Origin of the sequence: Enterococcus sp. AZ067, from assembly GCF_051715005.1 — a bacterium.
In the GTDB taxonomy this organism is placed as follows: Bacteria; Bacillota; Bacilli; order Lactobacillales; family Enterococcaceae; genus Enterococcus_D; species Enterococcus_D casseliflavus.
In genome coordinates this window covers 509058-533535 of the sequence record NZ_JBIOSY010000001.1, presented here as the reverse complement: position 1 = coordinate 533535, position 24478 = coordinate 509058, and the positions used below count along the sequence as shown (strand labels likewise).

At 44.7% G+C, this 24478-nt stretch carries 20 protein-coding genes; 3 read left to right on the top strand and 17 right to left on the bottom strand.

Annotated elements, in window-relative coordinates:
* Positions 1-10: 10 nt before the first annotated feature.
* Genes IGI82_RS02495 through IGI82_RS02485 form a run of 3 tightly spaced genes read right to left on the bottom strand, consistent with a single transcriptional unit; the run spans position 11 to position 3372 of the window.
* Positions 11-1162: a glycoside hydrolase family 88 protein gene (locus tag IGI82_RS02495; RefSeq protein WP_332281960.1), complete on the bottom strand. Its 1152-nt coding sequence runs from the start codon at positions 1160-1162 to the stop codon at positions 11-13.
* Positions 1146-2987, bottom strand: a complete 1842-nt coding sequence (locus tag IGI82_RS02490) for a DUF2264 domain-containing protein (protein ID WP_438841757.1) — start codon at positions 2985-2987, stop codon at positions 1146-1148. Before IGI82_RS02490 ends, IGI82_RS02495 begins: the two co-directional genes overlap by 17 nt.
* Positions 2950-3372 carry a hypothetical protein gene (locus IGI82_RS02485; RefSeq protein WP_284591415.1) on the bottom strand — a complete coding sequence of 141 codons (423 nt, stop codon included), beginning with the start codon at positions 3370-3372 and terminating at the stop codon, positions 2950-2952. Before IGI82_RS02485 ends, IGI82_RS02490 begins: the two co-directional genes overlap by 38 nt.
* 177 nt (positions 3373-3549) lie before the next feature.
* On the opposite strand from IGI82_RS02485, the gene IGI82_RS02480 reads away from it, so the two are divergent.
* Positions 3550-4593 carry a LacI family DNA-binding transcriptional regulator gene (locus tag IGI82_RS02480; RefSeq protein WP_005232137.1) on the top strand — a complete coding sequence of 348 codons (1044 nt, stop codon included), beginning with the start codon at positions 3550-3552 and terminating at the stop codon, positions 4591-4593.
* Positions 4594-4652: 59 nt separating this feature from the next.
* On the opposite strand, the gene IGI82_RS02475 is transcribed toward IGI82_RS02480, so the two are convergent.
* A complete protein-coding gene (locus IGI82_RS02475) occupies positions 4653-6320 on the bottom strand; it encodes a hypothetical protein (RefSeq protein ID WP_438841756.1) in 1668 nt (555 codons plus the stop codon).
* Complete coding sequence (locus tag IGI82_RS02470; RefSeq protein WP_074934378.1) at positions 6317-7165, bottom strand: hypothetical protein; 849 nt, start codon at positions 7163-7165, stop codon at positions 6317-6319. The genes IGI82_RS02475 and IGI82_RS02470 overlap by 4 nt, the downstream gene beginning before the upstream one ends.
* Positions 7166-7334: 169 nt before the next feature.
* Here IGI82_RS02470 and IGI82_RS02465 point away from each other — a divergent pair, with 169 nt between their 5' ends.
* A complete protein-coding gene (locus IGI82_RS02465; RefSeq protein ID WP_115231683.1) occupies positions 7335-9170 on the top strand; it encodes a DUF2264 domain-containing protein in 1836 nt (611 codons plus the stop codon).
* Between the two features lie 244 nt (positions 9171-9414).
* Here IGI82_RS02465 and IGI82_RS02460 read toward each other — a convergent pair whose 3' ends face one another.
* Both IGI82_RS02460 and IGI82_RS02455 read right to left on the bottom strand, forming a co-directional pair.
* Complete coding sequence (locus IGI82_RS02460) at positions 9415-9900, bottom strand: hypothetical protein (RefSeq protein WP_194187902.1); 486 nt, start codon at positions 9898-9900, stop codon at positions 9415-9417.
* 91 nt (positions 9901-9991) lie between these two features.
* Positions 9992-10759: an AraC family transcriptional regulator gene (locus IGI82_RS02455; RefSeq protein ID WP_115231681.1), complete on the bottom strand. Its 768-nt coding sequence runs from the start codon at positions 10757-10759 to the stop codon at positions 9992-9994.
* A gap of 101 nt (positions 10760-10860) precedes the next feature.
* Between IGI82_RS02455 and arfA the strand changes: the two genes are divergently transcribed.
* A complete protein-coding gene (arfA, locus tag IGI82_RS02450; protein WP_010748755.1) occupies positions 10861-12393 on the top strand; it encodes an arabinosylfuranosidase ArfA in 1533 nt (510 codons plus the stop codon).
* Between the two features lie 241 nt (positions 12394-12634).
* Here arfA and adhE read toward each other — a convergent pair whose 3' ends face one another.
* The 10 genes from adhE to IGI82_RS02400 form a co-directional block, all read right to left on the bottom strand.
* Positions 12635-15226 carry a bifunctional acetaldehyde-CoA/alcohol dehydrogenase gene (adhE, locus tag IGI82_RS02445; protein ID WP_010748754.1) on the bottom strand — a complete coding sequence of 864 codons (2592 nt, stop codon included), beginning with the start codon at positions 15224-15226 and terminating at the stop codon, positions 12635-12637.
* A 228-nt stretch (positions 15227-15454) separates the two neighbouring features.
* Complete coding sequence (locus IGI82_RS02440) at positions 15455-15955, bottom strand: NUDIX hydrolase (RefSeq protein WP_087626854.1); 501 nt, start codon at positions 15953-15955, stop codon at positions 15455-15457.
* A 153-nt stretch (positions 15956-16108) separates the two neighbouring features.
* A complete protein-coding gene (locus IGI82_RS02435) occupies positions 16109-17215 on the bottom strand; it encodes a M42 family metallopeptidase (protein ID WP_271771210.1) in 1107 nt (368 codons plus the stop codon).
* A gap of 12 nt (positions 17216-17227) precedes the next feature.
* Positions 17228-18298, bottom strand: coding sequence for a M42 family metallopeptidase (locus IGI82_RS02430; protein ID WP_438841755.1), 1071 nt, complete (start codon positions 18296-18298; stop codon positions 17228-17230).
* A gap of 13 nt (positions 18299-18311) precedes the next feature.
* On the bottom strand, positions 18312-18833 hold the full coding sequence (locus IGI82_RS02425) for a GrdB-related putative oxidoreductase (protein WP_010748750.1): 522 nt from the start codon (positions 18831-18833) through the stop codon (positions 18312-18314).
* 13 nt (positions 18834-18846) lie between these two features.
* Positions 18847-20193, bottom strand: coding sequence for a PTS sugar transporter subunit IIC (locus IGI82_RS02420; protein WP_010748749.1), 1347 nt, complete (start codon positions 20191-20193; stop codon positions 18847-18849).
* A 54-nt stretch (positions 20194-20247) separates the two neighbouring features.
* Complete coding sequence (locus IGI82_RS02415; RefSeq protein WP_005227347.1) at positions 20248-21195, bottom strand: N(4)-(beta-N-acetylglucosaminyl)-L-asparaginase; 948 nt, start codon at positions 21193-21195, stop codon at positions 20248-20250.
* 124 nt (positions 21196-21319) lie between these two features.
* Positions 21320-22621, bottom strand: a complete 1302-nt coding sequence (locus IGI82_RS02410) for a Sapep family Mn(2+)-dependent dipeptidase (protein WP_438841754.1) — start codon at positions 22619-22621, stop codon at positions 21320-21322.
* Between the two features lie 25 nt (positions 22622-22646).
* The gene (locus IGI82_RS02405; RefSeq protein WP_005227344.1) at positions 22647-23375 is read right to left on the bottom strand and encodes a GntR family transcriptional regulator, LSA1692 subfamily; all 729 of its coding nucleotides are present in this window, start codon (positions 23373-23375) and stop codon (positions 22647-22649) included.
* 26 nt (positions 23376-23401) lie between these two features.
* The gene (locus IGI82_RS02400; RefSeq protein ID WP_005227341.1) at positions 23402-24244 is read right to left on the bottom strand and encodes a YitT family protein; all 843 of its coding nucleotides are present in this window, start codon (positions 24242-24244) and stop codon (positions 23402-23404) included.
* Positions 24245-24478: the final 234 nt, after the last annotated feature.

Below are 24478 nucleotides of genomic sequence, written 5' to 3'. Positions count from 1 at the left end.
GCCCCTAAAACTACCAATAGGAATACCAACTTTGTGACACCCGCATCAGCGCTTCCATGTAATAGTAATCGCCCCAGATCATGCATTCATCGACCCCTTTAAGGGAATTCTTGTCATAAACCCCATGCATCAAAAGTCCGTTTGATTCGGGATGGTCGATCGTTGTATAGTTTTGGGTTAACGACGCCAAGATCGCCAAGGCGTTTTCCTGATAGGCGGCTTGGTTTGGCTGCGTGATCGGCAAATGTTTCGCCAGTTCTAGCAAGCCACAGACTGCGATGGCGGCGGCCGAACTATCCCTTTCTTCCTGACTACCATCGTTAAACACTAAATCCCAATAACTGACCTTGTCCGCCGGTAATTCCGCAATAAAGTAATCCGCAAGGTCTTGAGCAGTCTTCAAGAAACTGGTATCACCGGTGTAAAGGTAACTCAGCGTAAATCCGTAGATTCCCCACGCTTGCCCTCTCGCCCAGCAGGAATCATCGGCATAGCCTTGTTGGGTATTGCCGCCGATCGCCGCTCCAGTTTCAACGTCGAAGTAATAGGTGTGATACGTCGTGGCGTTGTCTCGCACGATGTATTTCTGGGTCTGCTTGGCATGAGCATAGGCTGCTTGTTTGTAGGATTCATCCCCCGTCATTTGGGAAGCAAAATACAATAGCGGCAAATTCATCAAGCAATCAATAATGATGCGCCCCCGTTGTTGCGGATCATCGAGATTGCCCCACGCTTGAATGATCTGGGCTTTGGGTGAGTAACGGGCCATCAATAGATCGGCGGCGGCAATCGCGAGTTTTTTCGAAGATTCCCGTCCGTTCACTCGATAGTCGGCAATCGCAGTCAAACTATACAAAAACCCGATATCATGGGTTTCTAGTCCAATTCTTTGGTCCAATCGTTCTTGGAAAGAGTGCAGCTGTTTTTCGATGGTTTCATCAAATTCTGTTGATCCCGTCAGTTCTTTACTCAAAAACAACATGCCAGTCCAAAAACTCGCCGTCCAATCATGGTTGGCTTCTGGTCGATAGACAAGCTGTTCACTTGCTGCAGGTGGGACCAACGTGTCAAAGGTCTTAGTATTCTTTCTTACTTGATTAACGGTGAAGTCGATTTGCTCGGCTACCCATTGTGATAGCTGTACGTCATAGCTGGTTTCCATTTTTTCCTCCTATTCGCTCAACCTGGATCATATGTCCGGATTGATTGATCGTAATGTTGTTTGTTGTCACTTCGACGGTCACTGCTTGTTCTTGTTCTTGTGGAAGCAAGCCGGTGACGAGGGAAACGAACAGGTGCTTTCCTGCTTGTCGTTGAGCAGTTAGATACGGCAGCCACGTTGCAGGATACAAGAGGTTCGTATTTGGCTCCGTTCGTAGGACATCGCTCGTTTCATAGCCAGCGATTGCCTCGATTTTCGAATAGCCGATCGATGTTCGTACCGCAGCGCTGCTTGCGGTTTTTTCAGTGATGGCAGTTGCCTCTTTCGGTGATGAAAACCCACCCTCATAGAAAGAAAGGGCGCGCTGAGAATTGATCTCGTGAATGCGAAGGTGACTGCCTATCAGTGGAATGATCGTTGTTTTTATCTGCACGTCTTCCCACGGATCCCATTCATGAATGATCCGATCAGGTAAAAGCTGATACTGGCGATCCAATCCTTTGGTGCGAAAGTAATGGTCATCTTCTGACAAAGCCAACGTATTGTCATAATTTCCTTCATAAAACCAATAATTGCTCTTGGGCACGCTATTGCCAAACGTCGTTGAGTAGACAAATTTGCTATATTTGCTGCTGGCATGACTTTGATAGTTGATACATTGTCCTGCAGGAAACATCAAGGCATGCGTCAAGTCTTGATTGTGTTGATAAAAGTTCTTACTGATTGGATGAGCCAGTGTTCTTTCAGTGATCGCTAATGGCGTCGGGGTGACTTGCCAATAGGGATGCTCCTTTGGTACCGCTAACAAAAGAAAGGTTTTTAACGCCCAATAAGGTGAACCTGGTGCATTGTAGCCTTCGGCAAAGATCAGATTCTGGTACGAATAGCCGACCGTCAGTATCCCTTCGGAAGTAAAAATGTCTTGCTGCATCCACTGATGCAGGTGACGACTGATCAACCCTTTGATCTCTCCCCATGGCAATGCTTCAACATCCGCAAAAACCAATGCGCTGAAGAAAGAAACTTGCGCAAAGCGATACGTCAAACTTCGACCAAAAGGAACGGCAGCTCCACCTGCTGCAAACCAATGCTTGAAGGTTTGAGCAAAATCGGTGGCTCGTTGTTTGAACTTCCTTCCCCTTTCAAGATCCTCAGGGACAAATCGACAGTACAGAAGACTATAGTAGTGGATCGCAAAAGATACATAGTAATCGATTTGAGTGGCTACTCCGTCACAGTACCATCCTTCCCCTAAATAAAAGGTCTCGATCAATGCCAAGTCAGCATCGATCTTTTCTTGGGAAAAGCTGCTGCCACAACGCTTCATGGCTACATTGACGAGAACCCGAAAGAAATGCCAATTGTTTGCGGGAATTTCTCGTTGATTGACTTGGATCAGCCACGCATGGAGATTATCTTTTTGGCGTTGGGATAAAACATCCCACGTTTTTTCCTTGTTTAATAGTAAAAAGGTACTTAGCGAAGCCATTTCCACGATTCGTTGGTCGAAGTCTTCCACAACACCCCAATAATCGGGACTCTCTGGATCTGTACCAGCAATAATTCCTGAGAGATAGGTTTCCATGAATGAATCTTCTTGCTGGGTTAGATAAGGCGCGAGTCCCCAAAGCGGTCGCAAGAACGCTTCAAGTTCCTGTACCTCTTTCTCATAGACAGTCCCATGGCTGCCTAAAGCCAAATGACCGGGACGACTGCTTGCAAAAGCGGGTTTGAGTTGATCCATGATCGTTTTGAAGCCGGCTGCTACATCTTCATAACTTTCAAATTTATTCTTTTTCAATTGCTGCAGCTTCTGTGATTGCATCCGCATCCTTCCTTTCAATCAATGTCGCTTTAATAAAACCATAATATTCTCCGTAGACCGTCACCACATCTTGCAGTTTCAGTTGTTGACTTTGCTCATTGAATACTTGGTACTGTCCAGCCGCTGTTTCTAGAATAAATCGATCCCCTTTCTCAATGTCTGCTGTTTTCGCATCACTCTTTACGATGGTGCCAGATAGCTTCACGAATTCATGCAACGGGACGACACCTTGCGAAAAATCTTCGTCAGAATAACAAAGCGCTCGTTCTTTTAATTGCTTTTCGCTGCTTTGGGAAAATGCTTGCGTCTGCGTTGCTTCCTTTGGAGAACAAGCAGTCAACCCCATAAGTAGACCCAGGATAAATAACGAATTAATCCACTTCATTCATGCCACCCTCATTTTTAAAACGCTTTCTTCATTTCAAATCATACTTTTTTTTAGGAAAATAATCAATAGTTTTTCCTAAAAAAAGTAAAATTTTTACTTGAGAGCAATTTCTCTCTTGGTTTTTTTACTAAAAAGAAATATACTGAAGAGGAGAAGCATTGGAGGAGGGATTCTATGGCTACGATTACCGACATAGCGACCATAGCTGAGGTATCAATATCAACCGTATCACGGGTTCTGAACTACGATCCTAGTCTTTCAGTGACCGAAGAAACCAAACGAAAGATTTTCGAGGCAGCTGAAAAACTAAATTATACGAAATACAAAAACAAGCAAAAGCAGCGTGAACTACCAGTGGATGTACCAAAAAAACACAACAAATCGATCGGGATCGTTCAGTGGCGGATGGATGATGAAGAATTGGAAGACATTTACTATATGTCGATTCGTTTGGGTGTGGAAAAACGCGCCGCCGAACTGGGTTGTGATCTGTTAAAAATCTCCAACCTTGACGAGTCAGTGATCCAGTCCGTCGACGGCTTACTGGCAATCGGCAAGTTTACAGAAGAGCGGGTCAAGAAACTCCATGAGCTACACCCCAACCTCTGTGTGATTGGCAGTAACTTTCCCCTGGATGACTACGATTCTGTCAATACCGATTTTACGCAAGCAACCGAGTTGGCTCTTTCTCACTTGATGGGACTTGGTCATCAAAAAATCGCCTTTATCGGCGCCGAGGAAAGTCAAAATATGTATGGGTATCGGCGGTACAAAACGCCAACGGTCAACACCTATGTCGATATGATGCAGCATTATCAGCTGTTTGATGAGGATTATTTCATCGTGAAAGAAAATAGTCGGTTGGATGTCCAAACGGGGGAAGAATTAACGGAGCAGGCTTTGGCTTTGTGGCAAGACCGCTTGCCGACTGCGATTTTGGCAGCCAATGATGCCTTTGCGATCGGGGTCATTCATACGCTAACGGCTCATGGAATCAAGATTCCTGAAGATATCAGTGTTATGGGCATCAACGATATTTCGGTGTCCCGCTATGTCTCCCCACCCCTTTCTTCAGTCCAAGCATTTACTGAAGAGATGGGTGAAACGGGGTTAGAGCTACTCTATAACCGCATCGAAAATCCTGGGATCGCCAGACGCATCTTTTTAAGTACACAGCTGGTGATTCGTCAATCTACCGCAAAACCAAAAGAAGGCTGAGAAGCTGCGGTGTCTTCTTGCATTGATCAACGTCATTGCAAGGAAGCACCGCATCCTTCTCACCCTTTTTTTATTTTAATGGTCGTTTTGATTTCCCCTGTCTGCTCAAGCGTGTATTCGGCTTGGATCAAATACGCTTGTGCCTGTACACCATGGTGGTCTTGATAAGTGACTGGCTGTATTTGGATCTTATCACTGGTAAAACGAAGAACACAGCGTGCTTTTTTTGTCATTAGTTGAACGGTCTTATCTTGCACCATTGGTGGTATGTTCGTAATAAAGTTTTCCACCACCAGATTCTTTGGTTGGTGCTCGTCAAAGACAAAATGGTCTTCGATCGTTACTTGTTGCTGCGAGACAACGAAGCGCCGCTGGTATTCAGTGACCGCTGCTTTCGGATAGAACGCACTGAGGTCTAAGTCAAATTGCTGGTCATTAACCTGTAGCACCGTTGCTTCCTCGGCTGTTGGGCGTTGGATGTGCTGGTTGATGATTGGCAGCGAATGACTGATTGCGGCTGCGGGAAAGTAGTGATAGCGCGTGTTCTCGTCAAAATACTCTTTGGTGTACTCCCCTGCACCAAGGTCCGTCAGAAACAACTCCTCTGTCGTTCCTAATACAAAATGACCGACATCGAGATGATTGTGGCTTTCTTGATTGCTCCCCCCTTTGGCAGCAAAAAAAAGATCCTGTTGCACATCTTTTGCCATGAACCACTGTGCTTGTTCAAAATAGTGATGAAACGAGGCATTCGTTTCTCGTGTGATCGCTTCGTTATGCCAATACAAATTTCGATAGCTGTGGGCAAACCGGTAGCAAGGATCAAAATCTAACGGACTGACCCCCGATAATTGGGGAACCGCCACGCCCAAATGCTCGTAGCAATAACTGACCAAGCCACTAGGCAGTTCGATCGCCGAATAATCAGAAAAAGGAATGTAATGCCCTGGAGAAATCATCGTGTAGTAAGGAAAAGCGGCAATTTTTCTGGTTTTAGGCTGCTTTAGGTAGGTATCTTCTTGCAATACTTCTGCCAACAATTGTGCATAATACAGAAAATAACCAAACCCATACGCCCAGTATCCGACACCTTCCACACAAGCCCCATCTTCGCCAAAGCTGTTGAGGTAGCTTTGCATTGCAGTATCCAATCGTTTGATCATCCGCAATTGTCGCTCGCTTTTTTTCGGCAATACATAGAGCGCCGTCATTCCAAGACAGCCACCAATAACTGCGGACCAATTGTTCTCTTTTGTCTCCCACTCCCAGGTTTGCTCCTCGAAGGGTAAAAAAAGCCGTTGATCGATCTCATACAACACTCGTTCTGTGATGACTGGTGAAAGGTCTCCTCCAACCAACATAAACAACTCTGCTAAGGATTGCCCAGTTTCAGCTGCAAAAAGATCGACTGTGTGGCGCGCTTGCGAAGAAAACTGGCCATCGACAATCGGCAGATGCGCTGGCAGACACCATGTATATTCATTGCAGATTTCCCAAATCACTTGCTCCAGCAGCACTTTGATCGCTGCCTTACGCTCCATTTCATAAGCAAGTCCTAAAACCACCAACATCCGTCGGCGGGCAAAATAATGGGATTCGAAGGCAACACGATTCCCCGATTCGAGATACTCTTGATAGCCTTGATAAGGCAAATAGGGAATCTCACCAGTCTCAAGATAAGCCTGTGCCGCCTGTAAAATTTCTTCTTTTACATCTGCTGGATTCACGCGTTTTCCTCCTGAATGGAGCGTCCGAAGACTTCGATTTGGGTCAACGCTGGAAATGGTGAGGGATCGTCATTTTGGATCAGCTCATGCAATTTCACCCAAGTGACCGTTCGCGGCTGGAAAGAAAACCGTTGAGGCTGGCTGCTTTTGACCGTCTGCAAGATTTCTTGACTCCCGTCGGAAAACGCCAACGTGACTTGTTGCCAATAGCTATCATGGGGAAAATCCGCCCGTAACGTAAGCGCACATTGGTCGATGCGTACCTCATGACCAAAGTCGATCGTCAAAGCGGCATCTGCTTGTTGATTGATCCCCCATGAGCCATAGGGATAATTGCCATGAGACGTATTGGCAAAAATGCCATCAATAGCGTTACAAGCGAAAAACGTCGCATCATCTCTTGTTTCAACATTGGCATGGGCATGCGGATAGGCACCCAAGAATTCTTTTTGATCATGAGGGTTTAAGGCGACGTTGCGGTAAGCCGCTAGTTCTTCTTTTGTTGCTACCCGCACACTCAAATAATGGCTTTTCCCAGCAAAACGGCCTTCTGGCGCGGCTTCTTTGGCATTTTCACTAAGGTGTACGGGGTAGATCCACTCGTTGCCTTTGATGTACACCAAAGTAGTCGCCAGCGTTTCATCGAGTGTGACCCACACAAATTGTCCACTGCGTGAGAGCGAGACAACGATTTTATCTCCGTCCTCGTAACAATACGCTTGGGATGCCAACGTGACAAAGTCTTCCGCCGTCGCTTGAAGAAGGGTAGGTTCACTTTCAGGTGTTCGTTTGCCTTTTTTTACTTGATGCTTTTGGTCATAAATCGTTAAGGAAATCTGGGTCATTGCATGTAGCTCCTCTCGTATTTTCTCCATTATAGCGATGTCGACAAAAAAATGTAACTGGTTCCAGCGATTTTTTACTATTTTTTTACTTAAAATTGAAAAATGTAACAGTTTCCATTTCTTTATTTTACTAAATAAAGTAAAATAACAAATAAAAGGAGCTGTTTGCATGAGAAACTTCCAAGAAGCATTACGTAAGAACCCTCTTCGAACCAAAACTGATCTAGAAGAGGCCCTTGTTGATCTGGTCACTCCCGTATATGAATGTATGGCACAACAAGGAACTCCCGGGAGGGTCCACCTAGGAAATTCAGGAGCGGTGTATACTCAGGAAAAGAGTGACATCGAAGGCTTTTTACGGACACTCTGGGGATTGGGCCCATTGTTCAGCCAAGAAGAAGCGTGTCTTCGTTACCCAAAACTTTTTCAACAAGCCAATGCCGGGATCGTTGCAGGCACCACCCCGACCTCTCAGGAGTACTGGGGAAAACTGCATGACTACGACCAATTGTTTGTGGAAATGGGTGCCCTTGCTAGCTATTTGATTTTTACCAAACCCGTCTTTTGGGATCTCCTCACACCAAGAGAGCAAACAAATCTCTTTGATTGGCTCAATCAGATCAATCAGCACACGATCCCTAAAACCAATTGGCTCTTCTTTCGGATTTTAGTTAATACCTTCTTTGAAATGGCAGCGTTGCCTTTTGTTGAAACCACCCTTTTGGCTGATCAAGAAGAGATCGAGAGGTATTACTTAGCAGACGGCTGGTATTTTGATGGCTATGAAAACCAAATCGACTATTATATTCCTTTTGGGATACAATACTACGGACTCCTTTACAGTGTTCTTACTTGTCGTTCCCAATGCCCGTATCAGTTTAGCTACCGTCAAAGAGCCGCTACGTTTGCGCAATCCTTTAAACAGTGGTTCACGAAAACCGGTGCGGCATTGCCTTTTGGTCGTAGTCTAACGTATCGGTTTGCGCAATCAAGTTTCTTTGCTGTCGGTGCTTTCGCCGATATAGAATATGAAGGCTTCACAAAAAATGAAGGAAAATATTTACTGTTACAAAACATGCGTTACTGGTTTCGCCAACCAATCTTTACGCAAGAAGGCTTTTTAAGTATTGGCTATGCCTACCCCAACCTAAATATGGCTGAAGGCTATAACGCACCAGGATCGCCTTATTGGGCTTTCAAAAATTTCTGTGTATTGGCCATCCCAGCGGATGCTGAATTTTGGACGCTTGAGGAGCAGGTGCCAACCTTTGCCACACCGGTGCGCAATCCGCATAGTCGGATGCTTTTGGTGCATAACCAAGAAGGCACAGAATTGCAAGCTTTCACTGCGGGGCAACATTCCCACGAACATGCTCACGGCAATGCCAAATACGAAAAGTTTGTCTATTCGACAACGTTTGGGTTTAGCGTACCGAAAGCAACCGTTTTATTGAAACAAGGTGCCTATGATAATACATTGGCGATCTCAGAGGGGCAGACGGATTTTAAAACAGCTTTTGGTTACGAAGCCTTTGCGATTGAAGATGACTACGTCTATAGTCGCTGGCGCCCCTACGAGCAGGTCGTCATCGAAACCTTTGTGATTCCGATGTATCCTTGGCATCTGCGTTACCATCGGATTCAAACGGATCGAAGGTTGCAACTGGTCAATGGCAGCTTTGCAGCACCAGCTGATGGTGCTACGCTTTCTAGCAAAGAAGGCACCTTTTATCAAAGCTCGGTTGGCTGTGTCGGTATCAAAAGCTTCCCGACGCATCAAGAAGGTACCCTCTTGATGCCAGAACCCAACACGAATCTACTTTATAGTCGAACAGTCATCCCTCAAATAAGCAAAACCGTTCTCGGCGGACAACAGGAATGGCTCGTTGCGTGTTTAGGCAATGCCTTTTCTGATCAGATTCCATCTTTTGATGTCACTATCACAGCGGACAAAGTAGCAATGAGCCAAGGAGATCAGAGAAAAACCATTCAGCTTAGCTACTAGCAAAAAATTACTGGCAAATGCTAGTAGAAAAGCTACCGTAAACACCTTTCTGATTTACGGGATTGAAGAATGTCCCCCCAGAAGTTCGATTTCGATCTAACGTTTCAGCATCGGTACCTTCTGATCCCTCTGTCTCTATTGGCAAAAAGCAAAAAAATACTTGTACCACAAAACGGTGCTTCACGTATTGTGAAGTGCCGTTTTTTGGGTACAAGTGATTCATGTTTTGATCGACGATCAGTGCTTATTTCCCAAAAAGCTTTTGGAGAAACCCTTTTTTCTCAGGGACTTCCTTTGTTTCAGTCACCTGAAGCGGTCCAGTTTCCTTCACGACTTGCTGAAAGCCACGATTGTCTTGCAGCAACAGACCGTTTAGTTCCAGGATCCCAGACAGACTACCAATCATCCGCCGCACTTCTCCCGCACTTTTGCCGAAAAAGCGCTGGTCGTCATTTGCTTCGGCTTCTTCCAAAATAACCAGCAGCTGCTGGATGCTTTGATTTTGTTCACCTAAGACGTACGACAACTGGTCAACTTCCACTGTTGTAGTTGCCGCTGACGGTACTAAATCTGTTACGAGCTTTAAGCTATCTAAATAATCCTTTAAGTCAAAAATGAACGTTTGTGCCGCTTCATTATTCATTAATTGACTTTGACTCAATTTTCTTTGTAGCGCTTCCAATTCGCTTGAACGTTTAGAAAGTTCGCTTACGATCGTTTCTGTATCCATATGCCACCTCCTAATGACATTGTCCCGTTTTCTCTTTCATCCGTCAAGAATTCGTCGGACTTTTTTCAGCGTTTTTACCGATCAGACCTGCCTATTGCTCCTGTTGGTAATTTGACGGTGCGCAGCCATAGCGCTTCGCAAAGAGCCGATTAAAATGGTTGATGTTTTGGAACCCTGATTGAAACGCCGCCTCTCGAATCGTCAGCGTTTCGTTGCTGCGTAAATAAAAAAACTTTTGAAACCGAGCTTGCAATAAATCTTCTTTGGGCGTGGTATGAAAAAACTGTTGATAGAGCTTATAGAATTGGCTTTTACCGATGGAAAGCTCTCGGCTAAACTGGTAAAAATCCCATTGCTGTTCGCAATTGACTAACATTTTCAACCGCATCGCTTGAAACAGTTGATAGTGTTCGTTTTGTGGTTGCGGGATGCTTTCTTCAAAATTGCGTTCAAGTAAGACCAATAGATTTGTCATATACGCCGCGATCAATTCTTCCGTGTGCCGTTGTGGCAACAAGGATTCATGATTGATCTTTTGGATCAATTTGTTGATTTGTTGAATATTTTTCGGCTGGAACAGTTGGTTACAAGGGATCGCATAGGTTTCTTCGATCACCTGATCCGTTTGAAACTCAACAAAGCTATTAAAAAAATCTTCTTTGCCACGATAATCTTGATAGACGGTTGGAGGAAAAAGAATGCAGCTACCTTTTTCACTAGTTTCTTGATGACCATCTTCAAAAGTGAAAACCATTGGAGACAACGTCAACACGAAAAGATAATGCTTTAAGCCAGAGGGGCGATAAATATGATCGGAAACAGCATTGTGCATTTGAAATCCTGAATAGGTTACGTTCAACTTCTCACTCCTTCCTACTTGCCTTTAGTATAAAGAAAACGGACAAAACGTCAATAGAATAAGACAGAATGTAGTGTTTATTTTCATGGACTATCGCTACAATGAAAGAAAAGAAAGGGGTTGCAAAATTGAAGAAAACTACGATGTATTTAGACAAACACTTTATTTTGGCACCAGTCGACGAACGGATCTACGGCTCTTTTGTGGAGCACTTAGGGCGCTGTGTGTACGAAGGGATCTATCAACCAGAAAGTCCTTTTGCCGATGAGCAAGGCTTTCGTCAAGATGTCGCTGCCTTGATCAAGCAGTTGAATGTGCCGATCGTCCGTTACCCAGGAGGCAATTTCGTCTCTGGGTATAAATGGGAAGATAGCGTCGGCCCTAAAGAGCAACGGCCAGCAAAAATCGATTTGGCCTGGCGGGTAATCGAAAGCAATCAGTTCGGCTTAAACGAATTTATGGATTGGACCAAACAAGTCAATACGGCACCGATGATGGCGATCAATCTTGGGACACGAGGAATCGAAGCAGCGAAAAACTTGATCGAATACACCAATTTAAAAGGCGGCAGCTATTATAGTGACCTCCGTCGTGCCCATGGGGTGGCCGATCCTCATGACATCAAACTTTGGTGTCTAGGCAATGAAATGGACGGTCCTTGGCAAGAAGGACATAAGACAGCCGATGAATATGGCCGTCTCGCAGAAGAAGCTGGCAAAGCGATGCGTTTGGTGGACCCAACGATCGAAACCGTCGCTTGTGGTAGTTCTTCTCTCACGATGCCGACCTTTGGCATGTGGGAAGATACAGTATTAAGTCATTGTTACGATCAAGTCGACTACATTTCCATGCACCAATATTATGGCAACCGTAACGGCGATAGCCAAGATTATCTAGCAAGCAATGTCGCAATGGATCAGTTCATCAGTCAAGTCGCAGCAATCTGTGATGCAGTGAAAGCCAAACGCCGAAGCAAGAAGACGATCAATATTTCCTTCGACGAATGGAACGTCTGGTATCACTCAAATGAACAGGATCAAAAAATTGAACCTTGGAGTCAACACCCACCACAATTAGAAGACGTCTATCACTTTGAAGATGCGTTACTCGTCGCAAGCATGATGATCACGATGCTTCATCACGCAGATCGCGTTAAAATCGCCTGCATGGCACAGCTGGTCAACGTGATCGCACCGATCATGACTTCCGATACTGCCGCTTGGAAACAAACGATTTTTTATCCCTATGAAATGATCAGCAACTATGGTCGCGGTCACGTGTTGCATAGTATTCTTCGAGGGGCTGATTTCGATAGCAGCCACGGAAAAGCTTCTTATGTGGATGCCATTGCGATCGAAAACGAAGATGACTATTTGACCTTTTTCTTAGTAAATAAGGATTTGCAGGATGCCAATGAATTCACTTGCGACTTGCGTCAATATGATTCATTGCAAATCGCTACCCATCAAGTCTTGCACCACCCAGACTTGCATGCCGTCAATACCGAAGCAACCCCGAACAACGTTGTGCCCGTCAATGGAAAAACAGCGGAATTGAATGACGGCATTTTGCGTGTCGTCTTGGAAAAACAAAGCTTCCAGATGCTACGCTTGAAGAAAAACGGCAGCAAGTAACGAGTATATCTGTTTAAGCAAAAAAAGCAGCAGCCTTGGTGACATCCTGAAAAAACGAGACTTTTACGGAGTGGAGAAATCCACTCCTTTTTTATGATCCCCCCTGTTCACTTGCTATTTTCGCATTCTTAACTGATCTGGGCAAAAAGGCGGCAACTGCCAGCTTGTTTTTCAAAAAAAGAGACGACAAAAGAACACCCTGCGGCAGCTAAGATACCGCAGGGTGTTCTTGATTCATTGTTTAGCCGTTATAGGCATCAACGATGATTTGTTTCAATTCAGAGATTAGTGGTTCTTTTGGATTTGCTGTTGTACATTGGTCTTCGTAAGCCAATTCAGCCATGCGATCAACTGTTGTATCTAGTGTTTGTTGAGTGACGCCTTGCGCTTTCAAGCTCATGTCGATACCCACAGATTGTCCTAATTCGTAAACAGCTGTTGCCAATGCTTCAACTAATTCAGCCGTTGTTTTGCCTTTAAGGCCTAAGAATTTCGCAATGTCTGCGTAATCTGTATCAGCACGGAAGAAGTCATATTTAGGGAACATTGCATGTTTTTGTGGGTCTTTGGCATTGTAACGGATGATGTGCGGTAAAAGAATCGCATTTGTACGTCCGTGAGGAATACCATATTCACCACCGATTTTGTGAGCTACAGAGTGACAAATACCTAGGAATGCATTGGCGAAGGCCATACCTGCCATTGTTGAGGCATTATGCATTTTTTCGCGAGATTCCATATCAGGCGTTTTCACTGATTTTTCTAAGTAGTCAAAGACTAACTTGATTGCTTGTAAGCTCAATCCACGAGTGTAATCAGATGCCATTACTGACACATAAGATTCGATCGCATGAGTCAAAACGTCCATTCCAGTGTCTGCTGTAACAGAAGCAGGTACTGACATTACGAATTGAGGGTCAACGATTGCAACATCTGGTGTCAATGCGTAATCAGCTAATGGGTACTTCACGTGTGTTTCACTGTCAGTGATAACCGCAAATGGTGTTACTTCAGAACCAGTACCAGACGTTGTTGGGATACAAACGAATTGCGTTTTTTCTGGTTTGTCGATCTTGTATGTCCGTTTACGGATATCTAAGAATTTTTGTTTCGCGCCGAAGAATGAAGTATCTGGGTGCTCATAGAACATCCACATGCCTTTGGCAGCATCCATTGCTGATCCACCACCAAGGGCGATCACTGTATCTGGTTTGAAATCAACCATCATTTTTGTTCCAGCGTAAACGGTGTTTGTTGATGGGTTTGGTTCTACGTCAGAGAAGACTTCGATTTTCACGTCATTTTTACGACGAGCAAGTACTTCACGAACCGTATCGCAATAGCCGAATTGAACCATACCAGGGTCACAAACGATCATGACACGTTCAACGTTTTCCATTTTCTCCAAGTACATTAGAGAGTTCTTTTCAAAGAAGATTTTTGGTGGCAATTTAAACCATTGCATATTATTTCTCCGTTTCGCTACAGTTTTCACGTTGATCAAGTTCACAGCAGAAACATTTCGTGATACAGAGTTTTTCCCGTATGAACCACAACCAAGTGTCAATGATGGAATCATTTCGTTGTAGATATTTCCGATACCACCTTCTGCAGATGGTGTGTTAACTAAGATACGGCAAGCTTTCATGCGTAGGCCGAATGCTAATTGCAAGTCTTCGTTTTCAGTGTGGATCACCGCTGTATGGCCTAATCCGCCTAAATCAAGCATTGCTTCACATTTTTCGAACGCGTCTTCTGTGTTGTTTGCTTTGATCATTGCTAAAACTGGGGAAAGTTTTTCTCTTGATAGTGGGTAATCAGCACCGACACCGTCAAGTTCAGCGATCAATAATTTTGTTCCTTCTGGTACGTTGATGCCTGCTAATTTCGCGATTTCCATTGCTGAATGTCCAACGATTGCTGGATTTACGGCATATTTTCCTTCGTTCATCACGGCATCTTCAAGTTTTTGTAATTCTTTTGCTTTTACAACATAGACTTGATGTGCTTCAAATTCTGCTTTCACAGAGGCATAGACTTCTTTATCAACGATCACTGCTTGTTCAGAGGCACAGATCATTCCGTTATCAAAAGTTTTTGATACGATCAAGTCATTGACTGCTCGTTTCACTTTCGCTGTTTTTTCGATATATGCAGGTACGTTCCCTGGTCCAACACCTAATGCAGGTTTACCAGTTGAGTATGCTGCTTTGACCATGCCAGCGCCACCAGTTGCTAATACGATCGCAATTCCTGGGTGGTTCATCAATAAGCCAGTCGCTTCGATTGATGGATGTTCGATCCATTGCACACAGTTTTCAGGTGCCCCAGCAGCGATGGCTGCATCACGAACGATACGTGCAGCTTCTGCTGAACATTTTTGTGCAGATGGGTGGAAAGCAAAAACGATCGGGTTACGTGTTTTCAAAGCGATCATTGCTTTAAAGATCGTTGTAGATGTTGGGTTAGTTGTTGGTGTTACCCCACAAACGACACCAACTGGTTCAGCGATTTCAATCAAGCCTTTTTGTTTGTCTTCATTGATCACGCCGACTGTTTTGTCATGTTTGATACTGTTCCAAATATATTCTGAAGCGTACATGTTTTTGATCGCTTTATCTTCATAGATACCACGGCCAGTTTCTTCTACTGCCATTTTAGCTAAAGGCATATGTTTGTCTAATGCTGCCATTGCCATTTCATGAACAATGTGGTCCACTTTTTCTTGATCAAAGCTTTCCATTTCTTTTAACGCCACATTTGCCTTCGTTGCTAAATCGTCAATCATTGCTTGTACGTCGATTGTCACTTCTTTTTCCAATGTCTTAGCCATTGTATGTCCTCCTAGTTTTTAAACATGTTTTGTTTGTTAACTACTTCACATACAGATCATACAACATCTTATTTCGTTTGTAAATAGTTTTTGTGATTTTTTTCACAGTTTTATAAAACTCCCATTAAATTAAGCGTTTTCATCGTTTTTCACTGCAATATTCCTTGAAAAAACTGTCCTAGGCAGTAAGAAAAATTAATGTGTTATATTGAACAATATCTAAATTATTTATAAAGATTCGTGAACATGTGGCTTACTTAAAACGGACCATTCCGTAATCCGCTGCCCTTTCTCAATGAATTGTTTTTTACGTCCGTACTCACAAGCCTTCAACACTAGCGGTGAGGCATTGGCGGCGTGAAATTGTTCCAGCGGCAAAAAGACACAGCCTAACGAATCTTGTCCATCAAACTGCGGGGCATGTGAAATTGGTGCTCCTGCTGTTTCTTCGATTTGATAAAAAACACAGATATGATTGTTCATTGTTGTCTCTTTGTATCGCCAAGGATAGAGAAAATTAATTGTTCCTAATTGATGATAGCTAGTGACGGTCATGCCGGTTTCTTCTTTAAATTCTCGGCACAGCGTGTCTTCCAGCAATTCACCTGCCTCCATGCTGCCGCCTGGCAAATCATAGCGGTTTTGATAAGGTCCCGCCTTCTTTTTGATGACGGCCAAGCAGTTGCCTTGAAACAAAATTCCATATACTCCAAATGCGGTATGGTACATCTTCTCAACTCCTTTTATTGATCATATATCTTCCAGAAGCAAGAAGCAACAGATTGCCAAGTTTGGCTTAATCCGCTGCTTTTGCATTCCTAGTCGATGAACCAAAAAGACTGCTGACGAATCCTCTATCGCCAGCAGTCTTCTATTAATTGCCTAATCGCCTGAAGGAAAAACCCCCGCCGATTCTTTAAATTCACGAATATCGGAAGCTGAAAGTACATTCAAGAAGGCGCATAGCAAGTGAATGGTTTGACGATAATCTTCTTTATGAATTACCAAGCGGGAAGAATGCATATAGCGGGTGGGGATCGACAGGGTCATTGCTGGGATGCCTTTCATTGCTTTATGGATATTGCAGGCATCGGTGCCGCCAACAGTCATAAAATCGTGTCGGAAAGATAGCTGCTGCTCAAAAGCGAGTTCTTCCATTTTTGCCACAAGACCGGGATTGCCGATCGTCAATGAATCAAGTACGGAAAGCACGGTCCCTCCGCCTAATGTCAATCCGCCCTGATCAAACAAGGTATCTTCAGCTGTCGTCACATCCAATGCGATCGCTAAATCCGGTTTGATTTGGTGTGCGGCCGTGCGTGCACCGCGAATACCGACTTCTTCTTGAGTTGTAGCAGCAAAATAAACATCCACTGCCAATTCTGAAGAAGCTATGTTTTTCATTACTTCGATACAAGCTGCTACGCAAACGCGATCATCCCAAGCTTTACCCAGCAAAAAATCAGGATCATTCATTTCACGAAACATCGTATGCGGCGTGACCATATCCCCAATGGCGATCCCCAGATCTTTTACAGCTTCTGCCGAGGCCACACCGAGGTCTAAGTAAAAACGATTTGCCGGAATGACTTTGTTTTTCTCGTCTGTCGGCATACCATGAGGCGCACGGCTTCCGATGACGCCCACAAATTTCTCTCCAGATACTGTGGTGACACGCATTTCCTGTGCCGGCATGACGTGTCCCCACCATCCGCCTACCGGCAGAAGTTTTAGATAGCCCGCATCTGTGATTTCTTTTACCATAAAACCTACCTCATCCATGTGAGCAGAAAGCATGACTTTCGGTGCATTTTTCTGTGTGCTTTTTTTGACGAGGATCAGCGAACCTAAGGCATCATAGAACAAGTCATCAACATATGGCTGTGTATATGCTTTGACGATACGAGACACTTCTTTTTCCCGCCCGCCTATCCCATCAGCTTCACTTAGGGCTTTCAGAAGCTGAATATCTATTGTTTGATTTGTCATTAAAATCGTCTCCTAGCGGTTTTCTTCTTTGAAAGAACGGATTGCTTCTTCGTCAAGCTCAGTCAAAAAACGCGCCAATGCTTGCAGTGCTGTTTCATAGTCGAGGCGGGCAACGACTTGAGAAGCAGTGTTCTTGTTTCGCACAGACAAACTCGCTAACAAAATAGGACATCCGGTACGCAATTTGTTGAACCAAGCCCCATCTGATGCTTCAAAGGAAAAATAACTCTGACAGGGCAGATTCGCAGTTTGACAAACTGCTTTCAACCGCTCCAGCGGCAAGCGATTTGGCAGAACGGTCGGATTGTAATACGTCAGCAGAAGGCCTTTACCCAAAAAACCTTGCTGATCTTCTTGTTCGTTTTGGTAATCCATTGCCTGGGCAGTATCAAGAACGATCGTAAAATCCGGTGCTGTTACATTGGCTGCTGTCTGAGCTCCTCTGGTACCGACTTGTTCCTGCACCGTACAGCCGATCATCAGATCGTAGGGCAATTTGACACTAGCAGCTGCCATTGTTTTGACTAAATCAATGGTTTGACTAACATTGATGCGCCCGTTCCAATTGGACGCAATCCATGCTTGTCCATTGCTGGTTTCTTTCATTTTCGGCGCAAAGGTCACCATGTCGCCTAAAGTGATTTCCTCCGCTAAAACCGCATCTTTTGATGAAAAACCAAAATCCAACAGTACTTCATCTTTTTGACTTTTGCCATGATTGTCTTTATCGATGCCTAAAACCACCCCAAAATACTTTTCACCGCTACGGGTGATTAGCCGAACTTCTTGCCCCAGCAAGCTGTTGGCTTCGATTTTTCCCATGATGAGTCCGCGGATCAGTCCATTTGCTTCGATTTTTTTCACGAAAAAGCCTGCTTCATCCATATGAGCGCTCACCAGCACTTTAGGAGCCGCCGGTCTTTCTGATCGAATGACGGCATAAATAGATCCTAGATTATCGTAGATGATTTCATCGCAATAAGGCGCATACTTTTTTGCCAGTAATGCGGCTATCGGCTTTTCTCGTCCGGAAACACCAGGTGTATAAACGACTTCTTCTAACTGACGCATTAATTCTTCCATATTCTCGCCCTTTCTAATAGCAATGCTGTTCAGCGAAGGCAGTGATCTCTTGGTGTGCTGCTTTCATTTGGCAAAGCGTCAGCATATCATTCATTGCCTCGGTCAATCCAGTACCGCCTTTTTTCGGCATCTTCACGATAGTGACTTGGTCTTTATATGTTTCAATTGCCTGCTGGCACTCTGGCGACATGGCGGCAACTGCTGGGATCTGTACTTTTTCTTCAATGATCTGCGCTGTTTGGGCAGCCATCTCGCCATACTTTTCATAGTTGAAACAAGGTCCGCATAAGACCGCATCTGCTCCGAGTTTTTGAGCCATAGCAGCAATTTTTAGTGACGATTCTTTCGGATTTTGTAAATAATAGTCATCTCCGCAATAAATAGTGGCGAGAACATCGATTTCCTTTTGTTTCAGCAATTTCTCAAACATTTTGACTGATCCGATCGCCGTTTTTTGTCCGCCAAGCGGCTGATCACCATGCTCCTTGCCGCCTAATCCTGCTTGAATCTGATCTAATAGAAAAATAATTTTCATGGTTGCATCCTTTCTAAAGCAAATGATCGATGGAAAGATCATCAAAAGATAATTCCAAAGCGTCATTTTTGGCTTTTTCTGCTTCACGTTCTTCCTTCAGATATTGTTTGTCCAGCGTCATAATAAACGGATAATAGATCAAGCATCCAATGGCTAACAAAACAAACTGCCAGATTGACGCTACCAGACTACCGGTACTCAAGTAGCCGGAAAAACCGATCGGAGTTGTCCATGGTAAAGATACCCCTGTTGTATAAGGAATCAATCCAAGATTCGTTACGAGAGTCGACAGCAAAAGATTGATCATCGGCACGGCAATAAAGGGAATAATGATAATTGGGTTCAATACGACCGGCAAGCCGAAAATGATTGGTTCATTGATCCCGAAAATCCCCGGCACTAGTGAAAGTTTCCCTAATTCTTTGATTCGTTTTGATTTACAAAACAGCACCATGATGATGACTAGTGACAACGTCGAACCGCCGCCGCCAAAATTGGTAAAGAAGTTTGAAAATGGATCGGTAAAGATATTCGGTAACGCTTGTCCCGCTTGAAATGCATCTAGATTTTCCATCGTTAAAATACGCAAAATCGGTGAAAAGACGGAATTGGCGACTGCTGGACCATTGATGCCGAAGAACCAGAAAATCGTACATGCCAGACTGTAAATCAATTGGGCAGTCAAGGTATTGCCCGCTCCCTTGAGAGGCATTTGCAAGACATTAAAAATAAAGTCATGTACGGTACCATACGCGGTCAATCCAAATAAAATGTTGATAATAAAGAATAAAAGCATAACGAGGGCACTCGGAATCAATGCGGCAAATGATTTTGTAACAGCAGGCGGAACCCCATCTGGCATTTTGATCGTCCACCCTTTTTTCGTTGTATAGGCATAGATTTCAACAGAAAGGATCGCTGTCAGCAAGCCGACAAAAATACCGTTTGTTCCTAAATGATTGAAAGAAAGCCCGCTTATTGGGTCCGCAACGCCTTCAACTACCAATTTATTCGGCGTTAAGATCAAAAAGGCGATGACGGCAACGGCAGCTGCTTGGATTGGGTCGGTCTTCTTTTCTCTTCCGTAGGCATAGGCTGTTCCTAAGCAGGAGAAAAAACCGACCGTATTAAAGACAGAACCGGAAACTCTAGTCACCCATGATTCCCACCCGCTGCCAAAAAGACCTGCCCAAAATTCTGACCATCCTGGTATCGGGAAATTGGCAAACAGCAAGAAGATCGAGCCAACGATTACCAGCGGCGTTGTGATTAAAAAACCATCGCGTACAGCGATCAAGACTTTATTTTGTCCGAGTTTGACTGCCAGAGGCATCAAAATATTTTCAATTTTATTGAACATTCCATTCTTCCTTTCATCTTGTGTCTTTCATGGTAAAGCTGGTTGATTCCTTGATCAAACTGGTGCTTTGATCCGTTCTTCATACGCCTCCAACCATTCTTTCGTGATGGGTTCGATCACGGTTGTCTGCTCAGGTCCTGGCGTTGCCATAAAAATAGCAGGCTCTTGATTGGTGGTTGCGACACTAAAGGTAAATTCTACATTGGTTGCCACCCCCCAGCGACCCTGTTTATCTAAGGCGATCAGCGAGAAGGCGCCGGCTTTGCCGTAGCGCTTCTTCAATCGCGCTTCAAAGTCGTAAACGGCTTGATCACATGCTTCTTGCGGTGCTAGCCCTTCTCCCATCAAACGGACGATCTCGTAGGAAAGGCAGCCTTTCATCAAGTCTTCCCCTAACCCTGTGGCAGCGGCACCGCCGATTTCACTATCCACATAAAAACCAGATCCAGATAAAGGTGAATCGCCAACACGACCGCTTTTTTTCATAAATAAACCAGAACTAGAGGTTCCTGCTGCCATGCTTTGGTGTTCATCCAGCGCAACTACTCCCACTGTATCGTGGCCGTCATAGGGATCGAGGTTGTTGGCAGCGATCTCTGCTTTGCGCTTTTCCCAAATGGTTTTGGCTCGCGGTGTCAGCATCTCTTTGGGCTGGAATCCTTCGGCAAGCGCATAAGCGACCGCTCCTTGGCCGATCCGAAAACTATTGAATTTTTCCTCACTTAGGCTGCGTGCCACGGAAATAGGATTTTCCACATCGACGATCCCAGCGACGGCACCAATTTTGAAGGTATCACCATCCATGAAGGCAGCGTCCATTTCCAACACGCCTTCTTCGTTTGGCAGTCCGCCATACCCCACCGATTTATAAAATGGATAATCTTCCACTGCTTTAATGGCTGTTTCTACTGCATCTTGGCAGGAGCCTTGTTGCTCTAATATTGCTTTAGCAGCGAGCACGCCATCGTGTGCCATCCGCCATGTAGCAATCATTCCCCACATAAATATCCCTCCATTTTTCATAGCGCTTTCAAGTATATTCTATACGGTATATACTAGTATGTCTATACTAAAAAAAGAGTTTCTCAAAAAAATTGGAAAAACTCTTCTTCGTTCGTGTCTTCGCTTATTTTGTCAGTGCTTGTAAGCTGCGCAAATAAATTTCAAGATTCGTCCGTAGATCGGCAACCGCCATGTACTCATCTTGGTTATGAGCGATCCCTTTTTGCCCTGGAAAAGACGGACCAAAAGCAAGGATGTTTGGCATCTTGCGGGCGTAGGTTGCTCCTGTAGTCGTCACGGGGGTTGGATCATTGCCCGTTACTTGGTGATAGATTGTCGATAGCTTTTGGATTTCGGGGGCATCTTTTGATCGGCAGAACCCTGGAATGCTGCGAAGGATCGTAAGGCTTGCCCCTTTTGGCAATGCCTTTTGCACCCCAGCGAGCACTTGTTCCTCCGTTACCGATACAGGATAGCGAAAGGCCACTTCTAACGCTAGTCCACTGGCGGATTTTTGGAGAACCACAGGGGTCAAGATCAATTTTCCTGAGTCGGCATCTTCTAGTACCAAATCAATGCCTTCGCCATAGTGCTGCTGGTGAAAACTTTGGGTGATCCACTGCAAAGCTGCTTGCAATGACGGTGTCGCCGCCAGTTGCGGTGCCGCTTGCTGCGCAAGTTTTGTAATGGCATTGTCCCCTAGCTCAGGGGCATTGCTAGGGGAGCGTTTGCCTAGTGCTTCAAAGGACTGGCTGCCTACGGTTACCGATAGGTGGTCTGGCACATGATCGCGGAATTGATCGCCAGAAAACGCAGCTAACAGCTGCTGTTCTTGGACGGGCAATGGAAAATCAAGTTGCACATTGACGACACCCCGTTCGCCGTAAACCACTGGATACTTGCAGTCTGGCGTAAAACCAAAACGCGGTGGCTGCTCAACCACTAGATAATGCGGGATATCCGACATGCCGCTTTCTTCATCTGTACCGAAAATGATCCGCAGCGGTAATTGCGGTTGATGACCAAGGTCTTTCAATAATTTCATGGCAAACAAACAGCTGATGATCGGGCCTTTGTTATCTAAGATCCCTCGGCCATAAAAGTTGCCGTCTTTTTCAGTTAGTGCAAACGGTGGGTAGCTCCAGCCAGAACCTGCCGAGACGACATCCAAGTGTCCTAACACACCGATATAGTCGGTATCTGTTGGTCCCCAATGGGCATAGCCGATCGCATCATCAATGACCGTTGTTTGAAACCCGTATGCTGCGCTTTTTTCCATGACGTATGCTAACACTTCTCGTGGTCCTGTGCCATAAGGCGCATGAGGCGCCGGCTCACCTTTGACGCTTGCGATCTGCATCACCTCGCTCAAAAGCGTGAGAAATTCTGACCAATTGGCTTCAATACTTGCTGTGAGTGGATCCATTGTCTTCACCTCTAAAGGATTGATTTTATTTTTGACGCACTAATGTATTTTTGAAGGTATATTTGTCTGCTCGGTAATAGGATATATCGTATAAGATCGGTTTGGCTGATGCGGAATAGGTCATCGAATGGACCAAAAGCATCGGTTCCTCTTGAGGCACCTGTAAAAGTTTCGCAATATCGGCAGGACTTTTCACAGCTTCCACCTCTTGATGGGAATAACCAATCTCGATGTTGGCTTCAATGACTTGATACAAAGACGACTCTAATTGAGCTTTCGTGAGTTCTGCGGTGTCTTCTTGCAGATAGCGTTTCAGTACGTAAAGATTTTCCACCGTCATCGGCTCATCATCAAAGTAGCGCAAGCGCACCAAATAAACGATCGGTTCCTTGGCGTAATCGCCAAACAGCTGACCAATCTCTATCGGGAGCTCTTTGACGGTTTCGATATGCAAAACTTCCGTACGGGTCTTTTTCCCTTGGATTTTGGCGGTCTCGGTAAAACTTTGGAGCCCGCCAGAGCCGCTTTGGATCTTGGGCTGTTTCATGACATAGGTTCCTTTGCCTTTTTCTTTCACTAACAAATTCTGGCCAATCAATAGATCGATGGCTTTGCGCACCGTTAAACGGCTGCACTGAAATTCCTCTGCTAAATCATAATCGGAAGGAAGCTTTTGGCTCGTCACGTACGTACCTTCATGAACCCGTTGCGCAATCTGCTGGGCAACTTCTTGAAATACTGCTTGTTTTTTCAACGTCTCTCCTACTTTCTTTCACTTTGCTACCATTCATAAAACGATCGATTGGCACTGACGCCAGAAGAAACACTGACAAACGCTTGTTCATCGATTCCTTGGATCATGCCTTCGACGGTCTTGAGTTCTCTATGGGAAATGACCAGTAATAATAGTTTTTTCTGTTGATGATCAAATCCACCTTCGACATCGTTGATGACCGTGATGCCTCGCTGCAAGGCACATTGCAACGTCGTAATGACGGGTTCTGCTTTTTCTGTAACGACCAGCAGCTGTACACGCCGCTGCTTCAGGTTGACGTAGTCGACCATCCGCCCACTGATGAAGAAGGAAATAGCACTATAAAAAGCATAAGGCCAGCCAAAGATCAGCCCAGCTGCTAGCTGCAAACTGACATTGAAGCCGATAAAGAAACTGCCGATACTTCTACCAGTGGCTTTTTTCACTAAAATCCCTAAAATGTCAAGCCCACCCGTTGAAAAATCGTCGTTCAATGTCAAGCCCACCGACACCCCGTGCAGCAATCCGCCAAACACGGCACAGATCACCGGATCGGTCGTTAAAGCAATGACCGGGACCACCTTCATCATAACAGAAGACAGGACGACGGTACAAACCGTCATGATGGTAAATTCTCGATCGATTTTGACCCAAGCAACCGCTAACAATGGCGCATTAAAAAAAAGCACCAAAAGCGGGATCGAAAGCTGCAGATTCAACTGCTCATCTAAAAGCTGCGACAGCAATTGCGACAAACCAGTGATCCCACTCGCATAAATATTTCCCGGCAGCCAAAAGAGATTTAGGGCAATCGACGACAGCAATGCATAGATCAAAGCAACAAGCATTCGTTTTCTATAACGTGCCATGTTTTTCCTCCTCCACTTCGCTTTTAGTATATATCATTAAGTATATACTGTCACGCAGAAAAAGCAGGCGAAATGAGGGGAAAAACAGGAACGAAGCAATGTAAAAACACGCCAAAATCAAGGAGTAAAACGTTGGTATCAAAGGTTTTTTAAGATTTTTTTAAAGCGAGTAAATCACTTGAAATTCGCTAAAAAATGAATAAAATAAAAAGTGTAAAAACAAAAGAATAAAGA

Coding starts and splice junctions, on each gene's coding strand:
- IGI82_RS02435 (WP_271771210.1), bottom strand. CDS start 17,215: ATGACAAATCAAACAATAGATATTCAGCTTCTGAAAGCCCTAAGTGAA.
- IGI82_RS02495 (WP_332281960.1), bottom strand. CDS start 1,162: ATGGAAACCAGCTATGACGTACAGCTATCACAATGGGTAGCCGAGCAA.
- IGI82_RS02490 (WP_438841757.1), bottom strand. CDS start 2,987: ATGCAATCACAGAAGCTGCAGCAATTGAAAAAGAATAAATTTGAAAGT.
- IGI82_RS02425 (WP_010748750.1), bottom strand. CDS start 18,833: ATGAAAATTATTTTTCTATTAGATCAGATTCAAGCAGGATTAGGCGGC.
- IGI82_RS02420 (WP_010748749.1), bottom strand. CDS start 20,193: ATGTTCAATAAAATTGAAAATATTTTGATGCCTCTGGCAGTCAAACTC.
- IGI82_RS02480 (WP_005232137.1), top strand. CDS start 3,550: ATGGCTACGATTACCGACATAGCGACCATAGCTGAGGTATCAATATCA.
- IGI82_RS02410 (WP_438841754.1), bottom strand. CDS start 22,621: ATGGATCCACTCACAGCAAGTATTGAAGCCAATTGGTCAGAATTTCTC.
- IGI82_RS02470 (WP_074934378.1), bottom strand. CDS start 7,165: ATGACCCAGATTTCCTTAACGATTTATGACCAAAAGCATCAAGTAAAA.
- IGI82_RS02460 (WP_194187902.1), bottom strand. CDS start 9,900: ATGGATACAGAAACGATCGTAAGCGAACTTTCTAAACGTTCAAGCGAA.
- arfA (WP_010748755.1), top strand. CDS start 10,861: ATGAAAGAAAAGAAAGGGGTTGCAAAATTGAAGAAAACTACGATGTAT.
- IGI82_RS02440 (WP_087626854.1), bottom strand. CDS start 15,955: ATGTACCATACCGCATTTGGAGTATATGGAATTTTGTTTCAAGGCAAC.
- IGI82_RS02400 (WP_005227341.1), bottom strand. CDS start 24,244: ATGGCACGTTATAGAAAACGAATGCTTGTTGCTTTGATCTATGCATTG.
- IGI82_RS02415 (WP_005227347.1), bottom strand. CDS start 21,195: ATGTGGGGAATGATTGCTACATGGCGGATGGCACACGATGGCGTGCTC.
- IGI82_RS02485 (WP_284591415.1), bottom strand. CDS start 3,372: ATGAAGTGGATTAATTCGTTATTTATCCTGGGTCTACTTATGGGGTTG.
- adhE (WP_010748754.1), bottom strand. CDS start 15,226: ATGGCTAAGACATTGGAAAAAGAAGTGACAATCGACGTACAAGCAATG.
- IGI82_RS02465 (WP_115231683.1), top strand. CDS start 7,335: ATGAGAAACTTCCAAGAAGCATTACGTAAGAACCCTCTTCGAACCAAA.
- IGI82_RS02430 (WP_438841755.1), bottom strand. CDS start 18,298: ATGGAAGAATTAATGCGTCAGTTAGAAGAAGTCGTTTATACACCTGGT.